The organism is Brevibacillus soli, assembly GCF_044759095.2.
GTDB lineage: Bacteria > Bacillota > Bacilli > Brevibacillales > Brevibacillaceae > JBIYSM02.
The window spans coordinates 1-16,836 of the sequence record NZ_JBIYSM020000061.1; the positions used below are offsets into that span (position 1 = coordinate 1).

16 protein-coding genes are annotated in these 16,836 nt (G+C 55.2%); 11 read left to right on the forward strand and 5 right to left on the reverse strand.

Annotated elements, in window-relative coordinates; translation table 11 throughout:
* Positions 1-215 precede the first annotated feature (215 nt).
* Together ACE99V_RS18660 and ACE99V_RS18665 are read left to right on the forward strand one after the other, a co-directional pair.
* The gene (locus ACE99V_RS18660; protein ID WP_400492736.1) at positions 216-341 is read left to right on the forward strand and encodes a hypothetical protein; all 126 of its coding nucleotides are present in this window, start codon (positions 216-218) and stop codon (positions 339-341) included.
* A gap of 243 nt (positions 342-584) precedes the next feature.
* A complete protein-coding gene (locus tag ACE99V_RS18665; protein ID WP_400492752.1) occupies positions 585-2,045 on the forward strand; it encodes an aldehyde dehydrogenase family protein in 1,461 nt (486 codons plus the stop codon).
* Between the two features lie 101 nt (positions 2,046-2,146).
* On the opposite strand, the gene ACE99V_RS18670 is transcribed toward ACE99V_RS18665, so the two are convergent.
* Complete coding sequence (locus tag ACE99V_RS18670) at positions 2,147-2,659, reverse strand: stalk domain-containing protein (RefSeq protein ID WP_400492737.1); 513 nt, start codon at positions 2,657-2,659, stop codon at positions 2,147-2,149.
* A 250-nt stretch (positions 2,660-2,909) separates the two neighbouring features.
* Between ACE99V_RS18670 and ACE99V_RS18675 the strand changes: the two genes are divergently transcribed.
* A complete protein-coding gene (locus tag ACE99V_RS18675) occupies positions 2,910-3,587 on the forward strand; it encodes a uracil-DNA glycosylase (RefSeq protein WP_400492738.1) in 678 nt (225 codons plus the stop codon).
* Positions 3,588-3,775: 188 nt separating this feature from the next.
* On the opposite strand, the gene ACE99V_RS18680 is transcribed toward ACE99V_RS18675, so the two are convergent.
* Complete coding sequence (locus tag ACE99V_RS18680; protein WP_400492739.1) at positions 3,776-4,420, reverse strand: thiamine diphosphokinase; 645 nt, start codon at positions 4,418-4,420, stop codon at positions 3,776-3,778.
* Between the two features lie 100 nt (positions 4,421-4,520).
* Between ACE99V_RS18680 and ACE99V_RS18685 the strand changes: the two genes are divergently transcribed.
* A complete protein-coding gene (locus ACE99V_RS18685) occupies positions 4,521-4,706 on the forward strand; it encodes a hypothetical protein (RefSeq protein WP_400492740.1) in 186 nt (61 codons plus the stop codon).
* A 2-nt stretch (positions 4,707-4,708) separates the two neighbouring features.
* Here the strand turns inward: ACE99V_RS18685 and ACE99V_RS18690 are convergent, their stop codons facing one another.
* A complete protein-coding gene (locus tag ACE99V_RS18690; protein WP_400492741.1) occupies positions 4,709-5,095 on the reverse strand; it encodes a 2Fe-2S iron-sulfur cluster-binding protein in 387 nt (128 codons plus the stop codon).
* Between the two features lie 144 nt (positions 5,096-5,239).
* Between ACE99V_RS18690 and ACE99V_RS18695 the strand changes: the two genes are divergently transcribed.
* From ACE99V_RS18695 to ACE99V_RS18705, 3 genes are all read left to right on the forward strand, one after another.
* On the forward strand, positions 5,240-6,127 hold the full coding sequence (locus ACE99V_RS18695) for a GNAT family N-acetyltransferase (protein ID WP_400492742.1): 888 nt from the start codon (positions 5,240-5,242) through the stop codon (positions 6,125-6,127).
* A 261-nt stretch (positions 6,128-6,388) separates the two neighbouring features.
* Entirely contained in the window at positions 6,389-7,549 is a 1,161-nt protein-coding gene (locus tag ACE99V_RS18700; RefSeq protein WP_400492743.1) for a THUMP domain-containing class I SAM-dependent RNA methyltransferase, read from the forward strand.
* 27 nt (positions 7,550-7,576) lie between these two features.
* Positions 7,577-10,129 (forward strand): DUF4855 domain-containing protein, encoded by a 2,553-nt coding sequence (locus ACE99V_RS18705; RefSeq protein WP_400492744.1) that lies wholly within the window; start codon positions 7,577-7,579, stop codon positions 10,127-10,129.
* 127 nt (positions 10,130-10,256) lie between these two features.
* On the opposite strand, the gene ACE99V_RS18710 is transcribed toward ACE99V_RS18705, so the two are convergent.
* Positions 10,257-11,534, reverse strand: coding sequence for an MDR family MFS transporter (locus ACE99V_RS18710; protein ID WP_400492745.1), 1,278 nt, complete (start codon positions 11,532-11,534; stop codon positions 10,257-10,259).
* Positions 11,535-11,652: 118 nt separating this feature from the next.
* Between ACE99V_RS18710 and ACE99V_RS18715 the strand changes: the two genes are divergently transcribed.
* Complete coding sequence (locus ACE99V_RS18715; protein ID WP_400492746.1) at positions 11,653-11,811, forward strand: hypothetical protein; 159 nt, start codon at positions 11,653-11,655, stop codon at positions 11,809-11,811.
* A gap of 185 nt (positions 11,812-11,996) precedes the next feature.
* Here the strand turns inward: ACE99V_RS18715 and selD are convergent, their stop codons facing one another.
* Complete coding sequence (selD, locus tag ACE99V_RS18720; protein ID WP_400492748.1) at positions 11,997-13,049, reverse strand: selenide, water dikinase SelD; 1,053 nt, start codon at positions 13,047-13,049, stop codon at positions 11,997-11,999.
* A gap of 56 nt (positions 13,050-13,105) precedes the next feature.
* Here selD and mnmH point away from each other — a divergent pair, with 56 nt between their 5' ends.
* From mnmH to ACE99V_RS18735, 3 genes are all read left to right on the forward strand, one after another.
* Entirely contained in the window at positions 13,106-14,203 is a 1,098-nt protein-coding gene (gene mnmH / locus ACE99V_RS18725) for a tRNA 2-selenouridine(34) synthase MnmH (protein WP_400492749.1), read from the forward strand.
* 53 nt (positions 14,204-14,256) lie between these two features.
* Positions 14,257-15,369 (forward strand): aminopeptidase, encoded by a 1,113-nt coding sequence (locus tag ACE99V_RS18730; RefSeq protein ID WP_400492750.1) that lies wholly within the window; start codon positions 14,257-14,259, stop codon positions 15,367-15,369.
* 121 nt (positions 15,370-15,490) lie between these two features.
* Positions 15,491-16,615 (forward strand): aminopeptidase, encoded by a 1,125-nt coding sequence (locus ACE99V_RS18735; RefSeq protein ID WP_400492751.1) that lies wholly within the window; start codon positions 15,491-15,493, stop codon positions 16,613-16,615.
* The last annotated feature ends 221 nt before the right edge of the window (positions 16,616-16,836 follow it).

A 16,836-nucleotide genomic window follows, 5' to 3' on the forward strand; every position in this document is an offset into this window, starting at 1 on the left:
GGCTTCACCGTGTGAAAGCGCCCTGAAATAAACTTTCCGGAACGCATAAAAAGTTTCCTCTAACGAAGAACCAGCTTTTTCGAGAGGGCTTCAATCGAAGCTTTTTTTATCTCGCCGGGCCTGCAGGCAATTCCCTTGCTTGTTGACATAGTTTCGAACAGATCTATGCGCAACGAACCTTTTATGCCAAAGCAGCCGAGCAGTATCTGGCAACAGTGAAACAGGCGTGCTCCGTCAAGATCGCCCACTCGCTTCATCTGCTGGTGTTGACCCATCCGCGGGAGACGGCGAAGGAGATGCTCGCATTTCTCGGTTCAGGGAAGTTTGCTTCTCAATTTTGATAATGAACGGATGCAAAGGAAGGCGACTCCGCGTTTTTCTTAGGTGTATAAGAATTTATAACATTGGGACATCGAATACAGCCACAAGGAAAGGGTTCGGGGCCCCAGCCGACACCAGCGTTAGTTAAAGTCGGCTGGGTTTTCTTAATGCTTGGCATACTTATTGCTCTAAGAAAGGGCTGATATCCAATGCGATGAGGAGGATGATCAGCTGTGACCACACAAACGAAAGAAGCGTGGAAGATGTACATCGGCGGGCAGTGGGTAGAGGCGGAAGAAGGCAACTGCCGTGAAGTCTGCAACCCGGCAACCGGAGAAGTGATTGCCGTGGTGGCGGAGGGCGGAATCAACGATGTACGGCATGCGATCATGGAGGCGAGACGAGTCTTCGATGAAACGGACTGGCCGGATACGCCTCCTGTCGAACGTGCCCGTCTTCTCAACAAGCTGGCCGACAAATTGGAGGAGCGGGCAGAGGAGTTTGCTGTTCTGGAGACGATGAACTGCGGCAAACCGCTGCGCGAAAGCCGCTTTGACGTCAATGACGCGGTGAACTGCTTCCGCTACTACGCAGGCCTGATCAACAAGCCGCTGGGCCAAACCTATCAGGTGTCGGATCCGATGATGACCATGGTGGTGCGGGAGCCCATTGGTGTCTGCGGTCAAATCGTACCGTGGAACTACCCGCTGCTGATGGCGGCGTGGAAGCTGGCCCCCTGCCTGGCCGGCGGGAACACTACCGTGTTTAAACCGGCCGAGGTAACCCCGTTGTCCGCGATCAAGCTGTTCGAAATCATCGAAGAGGTGGGCTTTCCGCCCGGTGCCGCCAATCTGGTGCTGGGAGCTGGACCGGTGGTAGGGCATGAGCTGGCGGCCAGCCATCTGGTCGACAAGGTGGCGTTCACCGGAGGGACGGTAACCGGCCGCAGTATCATGCAGGCGGCGAGCGGCAACCTCAAGAAAATCTCGCTGGAACTGGGCGGCAAATCGCCCAACATCGTCTTCGCTGACGCCGACTTTGACGCTGCCGTGGAGTTTGCCATGTTCGCCATTTTTGCCAACCAGGGACAGGTGTGTTCGGCAGGCTCCCGTCTGCTCGTGGAAGATTCCATACACGACAAGTTCATCTCCGCGCTGATCGAGCGCTCCCGAAAAATCCGCGTCGGCAACGGACTGGACGAAAACACGGAGATGGGGCCGCTCATCTCTTTCCAGCACATGCAGAAAGTGTTGCAGTACATTGAAGTCGGCAGAGCAGAGGGCGCCACGCTAGCGTTGGGCGGCTCCCGTCTTACTGAGGGTGCGTACGCTGACGGAAATTTCGTCGCTCCTACCATTTTTACGGATACGACGCCGGACATGCGCATTGTACAGGAGGAGATATTCGGGCCAGTGCTCGTGGTGCAGCGGTTTAGAGATGAAGAGGAAGCCGTACGCTTGGCCAACGATACGATTTACGGCCTGGCGGGCGGGGTGTTCACCCAGGACGGCGCCAAAGCGATGCGTGTCATCCGCAAACTGCGAGCGGGCATTACCTGGATCAACACCTACCATCCGACGTACAACGAAGCGCCGTGGGGCGGCTACAAGCAGAGCGGGATCGGCCGTGAGCTTGGTACGTTCGGCCTGGATGCCTATACCGAGATCAAGCAAATCAACGTCAATCTGCAGCCGGGGCCGCTCGGTTGGTACAACAACGACTGATCACGATATCGGCCGCTTGAACCTGCAAGCTTTTCACATAAAAAATGCCTCTCTTCCTGCTTTTTGTGTCTTGCCCGGCAGGAGGAGAGGCGAATTTTTGTTTAGAGGAGGGATTTGATTTCCCCGGTGTTTGGATTGACGACAAACCAGCCGTACGTATTGGTGTAGCTGTCTCCCGTCTGGAAGTTGTTCACGACTTTTTGATAGATATGAATGACATAATTGCCGTTTTCGTCGTCGTGATCATACTCGATTCGATAGTCCGGCGTTACCTTTTGGCCGTACTTTTTTTTCACCAGTTCAACAGCTTCCCACTTGGAGTACATTTTGTTGGCCGGAAGCTTGCCGATGTAGATCGACTTGCTCTTGGCGTCGTAAATGACTGTCTTGCCCAGGCTTTCCGCCACAAAGCGGATCGGTACATAGACCGAATTCTTGTGCAGGATACCCTGCACCTCCGTAGTCGGCGACTTTGGAACCCCTTCAAAATAGTAGGTGAACGGCGTCTTGTTCAACTCGGTCAGGCCATCCCCCGGTGCGGCCAACGCCAGGCCCGAGAAAAGGACCGAACCTGCGACGATGCCCCCCGCAAATGATTTCAAATCCCATTTCATGATAAAAATCCCCATTTCCCTTTATCTGCATATTCCCAAGGGTAATTATGGCAGAAAGATCAAGGGCATTCTATCAAGCGGCGGTACTAGGAGCAGATGACTAGAACCCGGGAAGTTTTGCTGTCTTCCCGGAAAGAAGTCCTATGTTTTCGTATGATGCTTCCAGCGGCCTGTCCAATTATCTGCGAAAAGAACATATGGTAAACTAAAGCCAAGCATTCTTTGAAAGGATTTCGAAGGTGAGGTCAACATGGCGATTTTAAAAAACGATTGGGCTCCCATCCTGAGCGAGGAGTTTCAAAAGCCGTACTACTTGCAACTGCGCCAATTTTTAATGGAAGAATATCACGCAAAAACGGTCTACCCTGACAAGTATGACATCTTTAACGCGCTGCATCTGACGCCGTACGGGGAAGCAAAGGTTGTCATACTGGGCCAGGACCCGTATCACGGCCCGGGACAGGCGCACGGGCTGAGCTTTTCCGTAAAACCGGGGGTAAACCCGCCGCCTTCCCTGCAAAACATTTTCAAGGAACTGCAAAGCGATCTGGGCTGCACCATCCCCAATCACGGACACCTGGTGCATTGGGCGAAGCAGGGGGTACTGTTGCTGAACACGGTGCTTACCGTCCGCGAAGGCACGCCCAACTCCCACAAAGGGATGGGCTGGGAACAGTTTACCGACAGGGTGATTGCCGCCCTGAACGAGCGGGAGACGCCGATGGTGTTTATTCTCTGGGGCAATCACGCTCAGGAGAAAGCATCCTTTATCAACGCGCAGAAACACTGCATCATCCGCTCTCCGCATCCCAGTCCATTTTCGGCAAATCGGGGCTTTTTCGGCAGCAGGCCGTTCTCCCGGGCGAATCAGTTCCTGCGGGAAAACGGCCTGACAGAGATTGACTGGCAGCTGCCTGAGATTGATTAGAAACCAATGGTTTGTAGAGAGGGACCGATTCCTCCAGCTACCCGCGAGCTGTGACGACCTGCTAGCGTAGGGACGTGGGCGCGGGGATAAAGCAGCGCCACCCCTGAGAAAACTTCGTGGTGACGCGGCTTTGGCGATGCCCCCGCGAATCGTCGCGGAGCGGAGAAATCGGTCCCGAATAGTTTGTATTAATCCATGCTTTTTATCACCAGAAGCTTCCCGGCAGCCACCCGGATGGTTCCCTGTACGTCCTGCAGAACGTTGCTGATCCCGAGTGAGTCCCCGATTCGCAAAGCGGCATTGTGAAGCGGATACTGAAAGCCCTCCAGCGTAATGCCGGTCACTTTCTCCGACAGCGGCAGCAGGGAAATGTGGGTAAAGCGCCCCCTGGAGACGCTGGTTTCACGGTCGATCAGGATCACTTCGTTCTTTTCGTCGAGAATCCGGCAGTCGACGCCTGCCCGCAAGCCTTTTACCAGCAAATGGACGTTGGCGAGGGTGTGGTCAAAGCGGGTGCCCAAAACGCCCAGCAGCACGATCTCTTCCGGCTGCCGCTCCAGCGCCCAGTTAAAGGCCATCTCGGTATCCGTGAAGTCCTTCATGACCGGGTCGCAGGTAAGGAACTGCGCGCTCTGCTCTGTAATCTCAACCAGCTCCTCGGGCGTTACCGAATCAAAATCGCCGATGGCCAGATGAGGATTTCGCTTGTGGCGGACGAGAAACAAAGCCCCCCGGTCCACCCCGATGAGAAAGTCGTCTTCCCGTATGTGATCGATTGCCCACTCGCCCAGATTTCCCCCGGCGAACAGCAGCATTCGTTTCCAAGTAGTCATGTCATAGGGCCTCAATTCGTCAAAAGTTTCCTTCTAACAATACCATGTCCAATGGTAATGTGAAAGATAGGGAGTCAGACTGCGGAAGGGGTGATGGAAGGTGCCTCTGTGGTTATTTTTGTTACTCGCTTTTGGAGGAATTATGGTGATGGGTATCATTGTCGATTGGGTAATGAAACGGAGAAAAAGAAAACTGCACATGGATGCCAAACAATCCAATGAACATGCCGAACAAATGTTGAACGATACAAGAGAGAACCATAATGACAACAATTTCTTTTTATAAGTCTATCGCTGGCCCGATAGGGAAGATTCCAAACCGATACACGCCTGACATGCCAGCCGATAGCCCTGAGCGAGTGCGGCATCGAGCTTGGCCTGTTCCTCACGGGTAGGGGGCTGAAGCAATTGGCCGCCCGCCAGCAGTTGTACGGTACATTTGCCGCAGCTGCCTTTGCGGCATTTATAGGTGAGCGGTTGAAGCTGCGCAAGCGCGGCATCCAAAAGGAGCTGACCGGCAACGGGACGGATGGCGTACTCTGTTCCGTTTTGCCGCAGTCGGATGAGCGATTGTGCAGACGGCTTGTTTGGCAGAACTGGTTCAGGCAATCGGGACGGAACAAGGGGTGCCTGACGTTCGGGTATGAGCGAGCCTACTGTAAGAGTTTTGCGCATGAGAACCTCCCCGATCCGTTTGTCCACATCATACCACGGGGTCACAATTGAAAAAACAGGGGAGATGCAGAACCGAAATAGATTGAATTATTTGTTTTTATCAATTAAAATATTTTTATTACAAAAAATGGGGATGAATGGTGCATGCTGACGATCAAGCGGTTGAGCGAGTGTACGTTTGAAGAAGCCACAAAGGCGTGGAACAGAGGGTTTGAAGGGTACTATTTTGATGCGGCGGCGACGGTGGAACGCTTCACGCACCGTCTGGGCATGGAGGGACTCTCTCCGGCTCTCTCTGTGGTCGGTTTCATCGACGGGGAACCGGTCGGGCTTGTGCTGAGCGGAGTCCGAACCATCGACGGGAAAAAAGTGGCGTGGAACGGCGGGACCGGGGTGGCTACGGAATATCGCCGCCAGGGTGTGGGCCGCAAGCTGATGGAGGCAGCGCTTTCTCTCTACCGCAAAGAGGGAATTGACCTCGCGACACTGGAAGCGTTCACTCAAAACGAGAAGGCCATCGCTCTGTACCAACAGCTTGGATACGAAATTGTCGACCGGCTCCTGTTTTTGCAATACGGAGAGGCCTTTGAGGTGAATCCTTTTACTGCCGACAGGGAGCTTCCCTACCGCCATCACCGGGGCATCCCGCAAGACGTACGGGGTCTTTCCTATTATCACAGCATGGCGCCGTGGCAGACCCAGTGGGCGGGCATCCGCGACGGAGAAGCGGTACTGGTGCAGGACGAGCAGGGAGAGACTGTTGGTTACGCCCTGTCCAAACGCACGTTTGATGAAAGCGGCAAGCTGACCTCTATCGTGCTTTTCCAGTGTGCCGCCCATCCTGAGCGGGAAGACGGGGAAGCGATTGTTCGTTACGCGCTCTCCCAAGTGTTTGCCCCGTTTGATCTCGCTTGCCGCCGTACGACGTTCAACTTCCCGGCCGCCAATGAACAGGTTGTAAGCATATTGCAGCAAGCCGGATTCCAGCCGTCCACCGAGCAGGTGAACATGATTCGGAAAATGGAGAAGTAACTTAGCGCTGGCAGCTGCTGCAGTAAAACACCTTTCGCGAGGAGAGCTCGCCACAAGCGATGGGGCTGCCGCAGCGTCTGCAAGGCTCGTTGCCGCGGTCGTAGACCAGAAAGCGGTTTTCCAGCAGGAACATCAGCCATGCGAAAAACCCGTGCTATGACGTTGCTGGCGCGGGTTGTGCTTTTTCTCTCAAAATACGGTACTATTACCAGAGAGGGCAAGGCGCAAGACCTGCCAAACAGCATGGACAGGAGAGTAACAATGCAAAAAGTAGAGTTGATTGCAACGGCGACGTTCGGGCTGGAATCGGTCGTGGCCGACGAAGTAAGAGGACTTGGATATGAGGACGTAAAAGTGGACAACGGCAAGGTTACGTTCACTGCCGACCTTTCCGCCATTCCGCGGGCAAATATGTGGTTGCGTACGGCTGACCGCGTACGTCTTAAAATAGGGGAGTTCCATGCCACCACGTTTGATGAACTGTTCGAAAAGACCAAGGCGCTTCCCTGGTCCGACTGGATTCCCGAAGACGCCGCGTTTCCCGTGGAAGGGAAGTCGGTCAAGTCGACGCTGTTCAGCGTGCCCGACTGCCAGGCCATCGTGAAGAAGGCCGTGGTGGAGAGTTTGAAAAAGACATACAAACGGGAGTGGTTTGACGAGCAGGGGCCGCTGTTCAAGATTGAGGTGGCGCTGTTGAAGGACGTGGCGACACTGACCATCGACACGTCGGGACCGGGTCTGCACAAACGGGGCTATCGCGGCTTGATCGGCACAGCTCCTTTGAAGGAAACCATGGCGGCGGCGCTGATCTTGCTCTCCCGCTGGAAGCCGGATCGCATCTTCATGGATCCGTTTTGCGGTTCTGGGACGATTCCCATTGAAGCTGCCTTGATCGGGCAAAATATCGCGCCCGGGATGAACCGGGAGTTTGTATCGGAAAGCTGGCCGGTGATTCCGAAAGCGCTGTGGCGGGAAGCGCGGGCGGAGACCCACGATTTGGCCCAGTACGACCGCAAGCTGGAGATTATCGGTACGGACATTGACGACGAAGTGTTGAAGGTAGCCCGCCGCAATGCTGCGGAAGCAGGTGTTGACGACCAGATTCACTTCCAGCGGATGGACGTACGCGATATACGGACGAAACGCAAATACGGATACCTGATCTGCAACCCGCCCTACGGCGAGCGGCTTGGAGACTGGAAACAGGTGACCCGCCTGTACCGCGAGATGGGACAAGTGTTCAGGTCGGAGCTGGATACCTGGTCGTACTACATCATTACGTCGGACGAGGAGTTCGAACAGCACTTTGGGCGGCAAGCCACCAAGAAGCGCAAGCTGTACAACGGAAACATCAAAGTGGATTACTACCAGTATTTCGGACCGAAGCCGCCGCGTCCTGCCGCACAGCCGGCAAGCGAATAGAGAGAAGGATGGAATAGGGGAGGAAACATGAGTACGCGAAGAAACCATGCTGTCGGGAAAATGGCTGCGGCCGGCCTGGCGTTGATGATGCTCATCGCACCGTTGACAACATGGGCGGCAGCTCCGATTCCCGCAGTTCAAACGATATCAACCACGAAAGAACAACAGACGGCGTTTACGGATGTACAGACCAGCTACGCCAAACACGCTGTCAATCGCCTTGCCTCGCTAAATCTGATCAACGGACCGGGCGGCGACCGGTTTTACCCGCAGCAAGCCATTTCCCGGCAGGACATCGCGGTCCTGCTGGCCAAGGTAGCCGGTGTGCTGCCGCAGGAGCGTGAAACAGCGGCTTTTGCTGATGTGCCGGCGGATAGTCCGTACGCCCCTTATGTTCACGCATTGGCTGAAATCGGATTGATGAAAGGGCGGAACAAGGATACGTTGGGGGCCGCCGAACCGCTAACCCGGCAGGATTTGGCCGTGCTGCTGCAGCGACTGATGAAAATCAGCGGCAGCGAACCGCAGGACAAGGGCTCCACGATGTACGCGGACGAACAGGAAATAGCCGAGTACGCCAGAGAAGCCGTCCGGGATGTAACCGCCAAGCGGTGGATGCTGGGGGCAAGCGGCAAGTTTCACCCGCGGGCAAACGTTACTCGTGCCGATGCCGCAGTGATCGCGGAGCGGCTGCTGGATGACCGTTACATGCAGGCTCAGCGGGTTGACTTTGCCGTGAATGCCACCAAGCTCAGCCTCCTGGCCGGAACCAGTCAGCGGATTGAAGTAACCAGACCGAATGGCGAGGCGCTCCCGTTTACGCCGATCTTTGGCTTTGACCGGCCTGAGTTGGGGACAATCACACCGGACGGAACCTTTATCGCTGGACCCAACAACGGCACGGGGCAAATCACCGTCTCTGTCGGCTACCGGAAAATCACCATTCCGGTGGAAATTACGCCGAACGGCACTTTGGAAGGAAAAAACGAAGGCGAATCGACAACGACCGAGTCCAAACCGGTGGAGCAGGAAGGCTTGGTCAACCTCGCGCCGGACAGCTTCTACGCAGTGCGAACAACAGGACCGGCCGACTCGTATTTTCGCGAGCTGGAGAAAACATACCCCGGCCCGGTTGGCGGTCTGATCGTACCCTCGGATACCTGGACCGGCTACAGCCGACAATTCGGACGGGAAGTGACGCTTGCTTTACCGGCAAAGAAACAGTTGAGGCAAATATCGCTTACGTTTAAACAGGACAAAAAACAGGGAATCATCCTGCCGGAAAACATGGAAGTGGAGCTGTCCCGTGACGGCAAGGCCTGGTTTTACGCGGGAGAAGCCACTCACAATGTGAAGCCTTCGGATGAGACGGCAATCGTGCGTACGCTGTCTGTCAGTCTGCCGTCCGTGGAAGCGCGCTATGTCCGCGTACGCTTTCCGGTAAAAGTCTTCGTCTTTGCGCGTCAGCTCCAGGTATGGGGATGGGAAGAACGGGAGGAAGCGGCGGCCCCTGTCCTGCTTGCGCCAATCACCCGTACGGGAGCGCTTGAGGACAAAAAAGCGGGAGACCGCATGGAAAATATGCTGCTGGCCTACTCCGGCGCCCATGGCGAGCGTGGCACCTGGACGCAGCAGGACTTCCTGCCGCTGGTAGGCTATATGAGCACAGACGACAAGGTGCTCGATCGCATGTTTGACACGATTTTGTTTCTCCCGTACCCCAACCTGGCCAGCACCAGGGACGGATGGAAGTATTACATGGACGATCTGTTCCGTCCCGGTCGGCAGTTGGATGCACTCAATGATGCGATGATGGAGTACAACAAGCGGAGAGGCACTCTTTACACATCGCCGCAGAGGGAAAACGTCGTGCTCGCCCTGCCGTATCCCGATCCCAAACAATCTTCCTTCGGCCAAATCCTGGAGGATCAGGATTCGCTCTCCTTCGAGGCGGCAAAAGTAGGGGAAGAGCGGGCATACGGCTACCGCAAACAGGCGCTGGAGTGGTATTTCCGCAACCTGCTGAAGCGATGGGGAGAAGCGGAATACCGTTATCTGCGATTGGAGGGGATCTACTGGTACCACGAGCTGATTGAGGATGCGGTACCGAGAGAGCGCCAGCTGATTCGGGAAACAGCAGAAATGGTGCACAACGAAGCGCTTCGCTTCTACTGGATCCCCTACTTCGGCGCAACCGGTCTCGGCGAGTGGAAGGAACTCGGGTTCGACTACGCCTTCGTACAGCCCAACTTCTACAACGACAAGCCGATTCCGATTGATCGGATTGAGGCCGCACTGGCCGTGGCCAACAAGTACGGCATGGGAGTCGAGGTAGAAGGCGATGAGCGGATGTACCGCGACCCCAAATTCTATCAGAACTATTACAACCAGCTGATCGCCGCGCACAAGCTGGGCATCGACAAGGAGAAAATTCACGCCTACTACTACGGATCGAAAACGCTGCTGGAGGCCGTAACCAGCAAAGATCCGGTCTCTCGCGCCATCTATGACGACACCTACATGTGGATGCGCGGGCGGTTTTCCAAGGAGGAGTACCTCCTGCCGACTGTTCAGCCCTAGATAAAAACGAACAGAAGCCTGTTTCCCCAAACGTGCGGGAGACAGGCTTTTTTTGGTCCCACTCGGCTCAGCGATAGCTAACGCCGAGTGGGTTGAGGATAGCTAATGCCGGGTGGGTTTTCTTAGATTAATGCGACTCAGCGGGCGTTTTGCGGACGGTACCCGGTTCCGGTTGGCCCGGAAGCATACGAAACATGTACACGTACAACAGAGCGCTGAGGAGCGAGCAGCCGAAAATGACGCCGAATACTCCTGTCGGCTGCATCCAGGCAGACAGGCCGATCGTCAGCGGAGCGATAAATCGTCCCACGGAAAATTGCAGCGAGGACGCCCCCATGTACTGGCCGCGTGCATCTTCGGGCGCGTATTTGCTGACGAAGCTCTGCACGACCGGCGTGCGGATCAATTCCCCCAGTGTCAGGATGCCGATACAGCCGAACAACAGCCAGATGTTGGCGGTAAAGCTCATCAAGAACATTCCCAAACCGAACAACAGCGAAGAGAAGATCAGCGAGTTGCGGTCGCTCCAGTTGGCGAACCACTTGGTCACAGGAAGAGTGAACAGCACAACCAACAAGCCGTTTAACCCCACCATCCAGCCGAACGCTTCCGTGCCGCCGACGGAAAACGACCAGTCCTTCCAGGCCAAGAGCGGCTGGACGGGAACGTTTTCCTTGACGTAGACCGCCATGTACAGATCAAGCTGCATGAACACAATGGCGATCAAAACACCGGAAGCGATGTACATGGCAAAGATTTTGTCACGGAAAATAACCTGGTAGCTTTGCCACTGTTCCTTCAGGCTGAAGGCAGCCTTCTGCCCGCGGCCGTTTTCCTTGGAGGAAGCAGGCCGAGTCTCTTTTAGCAGAAAGAAAAGCACGATTCCGTAGGCAAGCGTGACCAGTGTACAGGTGATCAACAGTTCCGGACGATGGTGCAGGAAAAAGAACGAACCAAGAACCGGGCCGCCGACAACACCGATGTTCATCGCCGTGTAGAACGTGGCAAACACAATCCGCCGATCTTCCTCCGGCGTCAGGTCGGCGACCATCGCGGAGCTGGCCGGCCAGTAGATGGAGCCGCCGATCCCAATCCCGATAAACGCGATATAGTCTACCCAGGGAGATGAGGACGAGGCGAATAGGGCGAACATGGCGGTCTGAAGGAACGACCCCAACAGCATGGTTGGACGTCGTCCCCAGCGATCGGACAGGAAGCCCCCCACGAGGCTGGCGAAAATGCCGAGCAGCGGCGGGACGGTGAGCAGGAGCCCGGCCGTTTCCTTGCCGAACGCATCGCTAAAATGGAGTGCCATAAAAGGAAAATACATCCAGAAGAGGGTGTGGAATATGGTTTCGCCGATCAGGCGTACTTTCAGATTCAAGTCCCAGGAAAGCCATTGCATACAGGAATTATCCTCCATTCTGTACAGATGTCTCTCGGCTGCAGGGCCGGCGCCGGCTTCCCCTCGTTGCAAGCGGGTGCAGAGGTACAACAAGAAAAGCGCAAACGGGAGAGGCCGCTTGCGCTTCGGAACAATCGCTTTTGTGACAGCGAAATGGGTAATCAGGAAGGTGAAAAACCTGGTGCCAGTGCCGTTTTGGCACAGTGCCTACAAGGTTTCACCCTCCCGATCGCGCCGTCAAAAAACGGAAGCGGGTCTGGCATCCTGCAGCTTCTAGAGCAAGATAGGGTTGTAAGGGTGGGAGGAATCCACACCCTTACGGTGGATCCCCCATCTACTTCATAGAATCTACAGGAAACTTCATGAACCAACACTCCCGTTTTTCAAATTTGTTTGATGATAAACTCTTGTTGACTAGAATACTCCATGACAGACAAAATATGCAAGAAAAATTTCGCAACATTACGGCAACACGACGATGTTCCCCGGATGATCGTCAACCACGTCGGCGATGATTCGGGCCCAGGTTATGCCTTTTGCGTGCAGATCGGCAAGAAGCTGTTCCCCTTTACTGGCCGGCAGGCTGATCAGCAGTCCCCCGGATGTGACGGCGTCGCACAGGATCAGACGATCGATTTCGTCCATGTCATCCGGGAAGTTGACGCGGTCGGACACCCAGCGGAAGTTGGACTTGCTGCCGCCAGGAATAATCCCCTGTTCAGCGAGATGGCGGGTACCCGGCAGAATCGGAACCTGGGAGTTGCGCAGGCGAATGCCGACCCGGCTGCCCTCCGCCATTTCCAGGGCGTGCCCCATCAGGCCGAATCCGGTGACATCGGTGCAGGCGTGGACCGGGTAGGCTTCCATTGCTTCCGCGGCATATTTGTTTAACGTCGCCATGATCTCCATCACTTCTCTCGTCTGCACGTCAGAGAGGGCGTCCCGTTTGATTGCCGTAGTCTGGATGCCGACGCCGATTGGTTTCGTTAGAATAAGCACATCGCCAGGCTTGGCTCCCGCATTGGTCAGTACGCGCGAAGGATGAACCGTCCCGGTGACGGACAAACCGAACTTCGGTTCCGGGTCATCGATGGAGTGGCCGCCTACCAGTACGGCTCCTGCTTCTGCCACTTTGTCCGCAGCGCCGCGGAGGATTTCCGTCAAAATGGCGGGGTCCAGCTTGCTGATGGGAAAGCCGACGATGTTCATCACGGTCAGCGGCTTTCCCCCCATGGCAAACACATCGCTGATCGCATTGGCGGCGGCAATTTGCCCAAACCAGTACGGGTCATCAACGATTGGGGTAAAAAAGTCCAGGGTCTGCACCAACGCGAGGTCTTCCGTTACCTGAAAGACGCCGGCATCGTCCGAAGTCTCCAGTCCGACCAGCAGCCGCGGGTCCCTTCCGGCGGGAGAAGGCAGATTTTTCAGCACGGCTGAAAGGGCGTCCGGACTGATTTTGCAGCCGCAGCCCCCTTTGGACGTAAGCGAGGTAAGTTTGATCGAAGCCGTCATGTTATGACCTCCTGACAAGTGAGGAATAATGGTAAGATACGATGTAGAGTGATTCTATGACTCTAGCATACCAGATCGAAGGTGACTTGACAGTGCAGGAGATTACCATAGAGGAGCTGCTTCACCAGGGATATGGCAATCTGATTGACGTACGCTCTCCGGGAGAATTTGCCCGCGACACCATTCCGGGAGCCGTCAACATCCCGTTGTTCAGCGATGCAGAACGTGCACAGGTAGGCACTGCCTACAAACGCGAAGGACAGGCTGCGGCACAGTGGCTGGGCATGCAAATCGTCTCCCCAAAGATGGAGGAGCTGATGCGGGCCATCCGCCAACGAGCCGAGGAGCTGGGGGAACCTCCGACGATTTTCTGCTGGCGCGGGGGGATGAGAAGCCGGGCGATGGCTACCTTCGCCACCTTTTCCGGGATACCTGTCCGCAGACTAACGGGGGGCTACCGGGCCTACCGCCAGCATGTCGTGAGAACGATTGAGCCGTATGAACTGAAAATGCCGGTGTTTTTGCTCCACGGCATGACCGGAGTAGGCAAGACCGAGCTCTTGCGCCGTTTGGAAGCAAAGGGATGCCCGGTACTCGATTTGGAGCGAATGGCAGGCCACCGCGGCTCCGTGTTTGGCCACATCGGAAAAGGGAAACCGGCGAATCAAAAGATGTTTGACGCCCGTCTGTTTGAAGCGCTGCGCCGTTGCGAGAATGCTCCGTATCTGCTGATGGAGGCGGAGAGCAAGCGGATCGGCAACGCGGTGCAGCCCGCCTTTTTGATGGAAGCAAAGGAACAGGCCGTCCACATCCGTCTGCATGCTCCGCTGGACGTACGCGTGCAGCGTTTGTACGACGAATATGTTGTGCCGTTTGCGTGGCGGCCCGATTTTGCGGAAAAGGTGATCGCCTCTTTTTCGACGATTGCAAGGCGAATTCCCACGGAACAGGCTGCTCTTGCGCGAAATGCCCTCCAAGCGGGAGATTACAGGTCGGCGATTGCCTCTTTACTCGTCTACTACTACGACCCGCGCTACCAAAACAAGCAAAACGGGTACGTCCCGTCGTTTCATCACCACGTGGACGCAAGCGATTTGGATGAAGCCGAAAGACAGATCATTTTTATGATTGAGGATACTTTGAAATTCCGGTAAAATATTTTTTATTAATTGATTGTCGGAAAAATGAAACAAGGAGAGATGTTGCGATGATGGATCCACGCATCGGCAAGCTGGCGGAGAACCTCTTGAACCACTCCGTTCGCTTGCAGGAAAACGAGCATGTGCTGATCGAGGTGCGCGGTGAAGGGCACGCACTGGCGAAAGAATTGGTCAAGCAGGCATATGCGAAAGGGGCATTTCCTCATGTCCGTCTCGTTCACCCGGGTATCCAGCGGGAGCTGATGATGGGCGCAACCGAAGAGCGGGCCGCTTTTGTGAAAAAATGGGATGAGACCATGTTTCAGGACATTCACGCCTGGATAGTCATTAATGGCGCCACAAACGACAGCGAACTGTCCGACGTCCCCGTTGAACGTCTCCGTGCCCATCGCAATGTCATGCAGCCCTTGAGCGATTCCATCATCTCCAACAAGCGCTGGAACCTGCTCAACTACCCGACCCCGTCCATGGCGCAAAGTGCCAACATGTCGAGTGAAGCGTTCGAGGACTTTTTCTTTGACGTATGCTCGCTGGACTATCAAAAGATGCACGAGGCGTTTTTGCCGTTGAAGGAGCTGATGGATCGCACCGATCAAGTGCGGCTGGTGGGACCGGGAACAGATCTGACCTTTTCCATCAAGGGCATTCCCAATGTAATTTGTTCCGGCGAAAACAACATTCCGGACGGAGAGATCTTCACCGCTCCTGTACGCGATTCCGTGAACGGCACCATTCACTTCAACACCCCGACATCCTATCTGGGCACCAAGTTTGAAAACGTGCGCCTCACCTTTGAGAACGGCAAAATTGTCGAGGCGACGGCCAACAACACCAAGCGGCTGAACGAGATTCTCGACAGTGACGAAGGGGCGCGTTATATCGGCGAATTTGCCATTGCCGTCAATCCGTACATTCTGCATCCGATGAACGACATTCTGTTTGATGAAAAAATTGCCGGCAGCTTTCACTTTACGCCCGGACGTGCCTACGATGATGCGGACAACGGCAACCGCAGCCAGGTTCACTGGGATATGGTGAACATCCAACGGCCGGAGTACGGCGGCGGGGAGATCTGGTTTGACGGCGTGCTCATAAGAAAAGACGGCCTGTTCGTCCACGAAGCGCTGCTCGGGCTCAATCCGGAAAACTTAAAAGGCTAACTGACGACAAGTCTCCTGTGTTAGGCAGGAGACTTTTTTTGCGGACAAAGCATCTCTCTGATTTTCTTCTGACAATTGAGAGATAGCATGGAATCAGGATGCCAAGAAGGAGGAACTGACTATGAAAGATTGGCGAATCGGCAAAACGGCGGAAAACCTGATTTCGTACAGCCTGGATGTTCAGCCGGGAGATAACGTGATGATCGCCGTCCACGGCGAAGGGGAGATGCTGGCGCAGGAGCTGGTGAAACAGCTTTACGCAAAAGGGGCCCGACCGTTCATCCGGCTGTATCATCCGGCCATTCAGCGGCAGTGGCTGAAAGGGTTGACAGAGGAGCAAATGACGCAGCTGGTGAACTGGGAAGAGGCGATGTGGTTTGGCATCCAGGGTTATATCGGCATTCACGGCGCTGTCAATGACAGCGAATGGAGCGACGTCCCGGAAGAAAAGTTTCGCGTATTCTCTCAAGGATTTAAACAGGTCGGCCATCATGTCGACAACAACATAAAAGCGGTGCGCATCAACTACCCGACGCCGTCTCTGGCGCAGAAAGCCAGAATGTCTACGGAAGCCTTTGAAGACTTCTACTTCGACGTCTGCTCGATGGATTACCGCAAGCTGCACGAGGCCTGCCTGCCGCTTCTCGAGCTGATGGAGCGCACGGACCATGTTCGCATTGTCGGACCCGGCACCGAGTTGACCTTTTCCATCAAAGGAGTCGGGAAGAAGATTGCCGCCGGCAAACGAAATGTTCCGGACGGTGAGGTGTATACCGCTCCTGTACTTGATTCGGTGAACGGCACCATCAGCTGCAACGTGCCCAGCCAGTACATGGGGGCGTCGTTTGATCAAGTCCGTTTTACCTTCCGGGAAGGGAAAATCGTCGAGGCGACAGCCAACGACACCAGGCGGTTGAACGAAATTCTGAACAGCGATGAAGGAGCGCGCTACACCGGCGAGTTTGCCATCGGGGTAAATCCGTACATCCTGCATCCGATGAACGACATCCTGTTTGATGAAAAAATCGCCGGGAGCTTTCACCTGACGCCGGGCCGGGCTTATGAACAGACGGATAACGGCAATCGCAGCCTGATCCATTGGGATTTGATTTGCATCCAGCGTCCGGAGTACGGCGGCGGGGAAATCTGGTTCGACGACGTGCTGATTCGCAAGGACGGTCTGTTTGTTCACGAAGCGCTGCTTGGCCTCAACCCGGATCGGTGGAAAGGATCTCCTGAGTGTTGACATCGAATACAGCCACAAGGAAAGGGTTCGGGGCCCCGCCCGGCGAAGAAAGGGACCCCACTCGGCACAGCGATAGCTAGTTACTCCTGAAAAAATCGTTTTTTGGCAGAAGCATCTCATTGTGGTGAATCTCAGGGGGCTACTGTGTAACTGTATCCGTTAATCGTTGCTTATTTGGCCATTTGGGCTGCTCTTCTGAGGTTATGAGCCCAGATTCCGAA

What these genes read in the sequence shown, in the direction of transcription:
- ACE99V_RS18665 (WP_400492752.1), top strand. Translation starts at nt 585, where the DNA reads ATGTACATCGGCGGGCAGTGGGTAGAGGCGGAAGAAGGCAACTGCCGT.
- ACE99V_RS18670 (WP_400492737.1), bottom strand. Translation starts at nt 2,659, where the DNA reads ATGAAATGGGATTTGAAATCATTTGCGGGGGGCATCGTCGCAGGTTCG.
- ACE99V_RS18675 (WP_400492738.1), top strand. Translation starts at nt 2,910, where the DNA reads ATGGCGATTTTAAAAAACGATTGGGCTCCCATCCTGAGCGAGGAGTTT.
- ACE99V_RS18680 (WP_400492739.1), bottom strand. Translation starts at nt 4,420, where the DNA reads ATGACTACTTGGAAACGAATGCTGCTGTTCGCCGGGGGAAATCTGGGC.
- ACE99V_RS18690 (WP_400492741.1), bottom strand. Translation starts at nt 5,095, where the DNA reads ATGCGCAAAACTCTTACAGTAGGCTCGCTCATACCCGAACGTCAGGCA.
- ACE99V_RS18695 (WP_400492742.1), top strand. Translation starts at nt 5,240, where the DNA reads ATGCTGACGATCAAGCGGTTGAGCGAGTGTACGTTTGAAGAAGCCACA.
- ACE99V_RS18700 (WP_400492743.1), top strand. Translation starts at nt 6,389, where the DNA reads ATGCAAAAAGTAGAGTTGATTGCAACGGCGACGTTCGGGCTGGAATCG.
- ACE99V_RS18705 (WP_400492744.1), top strand. Translation starts at nt 7,577, where the DNA reads ATGAGTACGCGAAGAAACCATGCTGTCGGGAAAATGGCTGCGGCCGGC.
- ACE99V_RS18710 (WP_400492745.1), bottom strand. Translation starts at nt 11,534, where the DNA reads ATGCAATGGCTTTCCTGGGACTTGAATCTGAAAGTACGCCTGATCGGC.
- selD (WP_400492748.1), bottom strand. Translation starts at nt 13,049, where the DNA reads ATGACGGCTTCGATCAAACTTACCTCGCTTACGTCCAAAGGGGGCTGC.
- mnmH (WP_400492749.1), top strand. Translation starts at nt 13,106, where the DNA reads ATGACTCTAGCATACCAGATCGAAGGTGACTTGACAGTGCAGGAGATT.
- ACE99V_RS18730 (WP_400492750.1), top strand. Translation starts at nt 14,257, where the DNA reads ATGATGGATCCACGCATCGGCAAGCTGGCGGAGAACCTCTTGAACCAC.
- ACE99V_RS18735 (WP_400492751.1), top strand. Translation starts at nt 15,491, where the DNA reads ATGAAAGATTGGCGAATCGGCAAAACGGCGGAAAACCTGATTTCGTAC.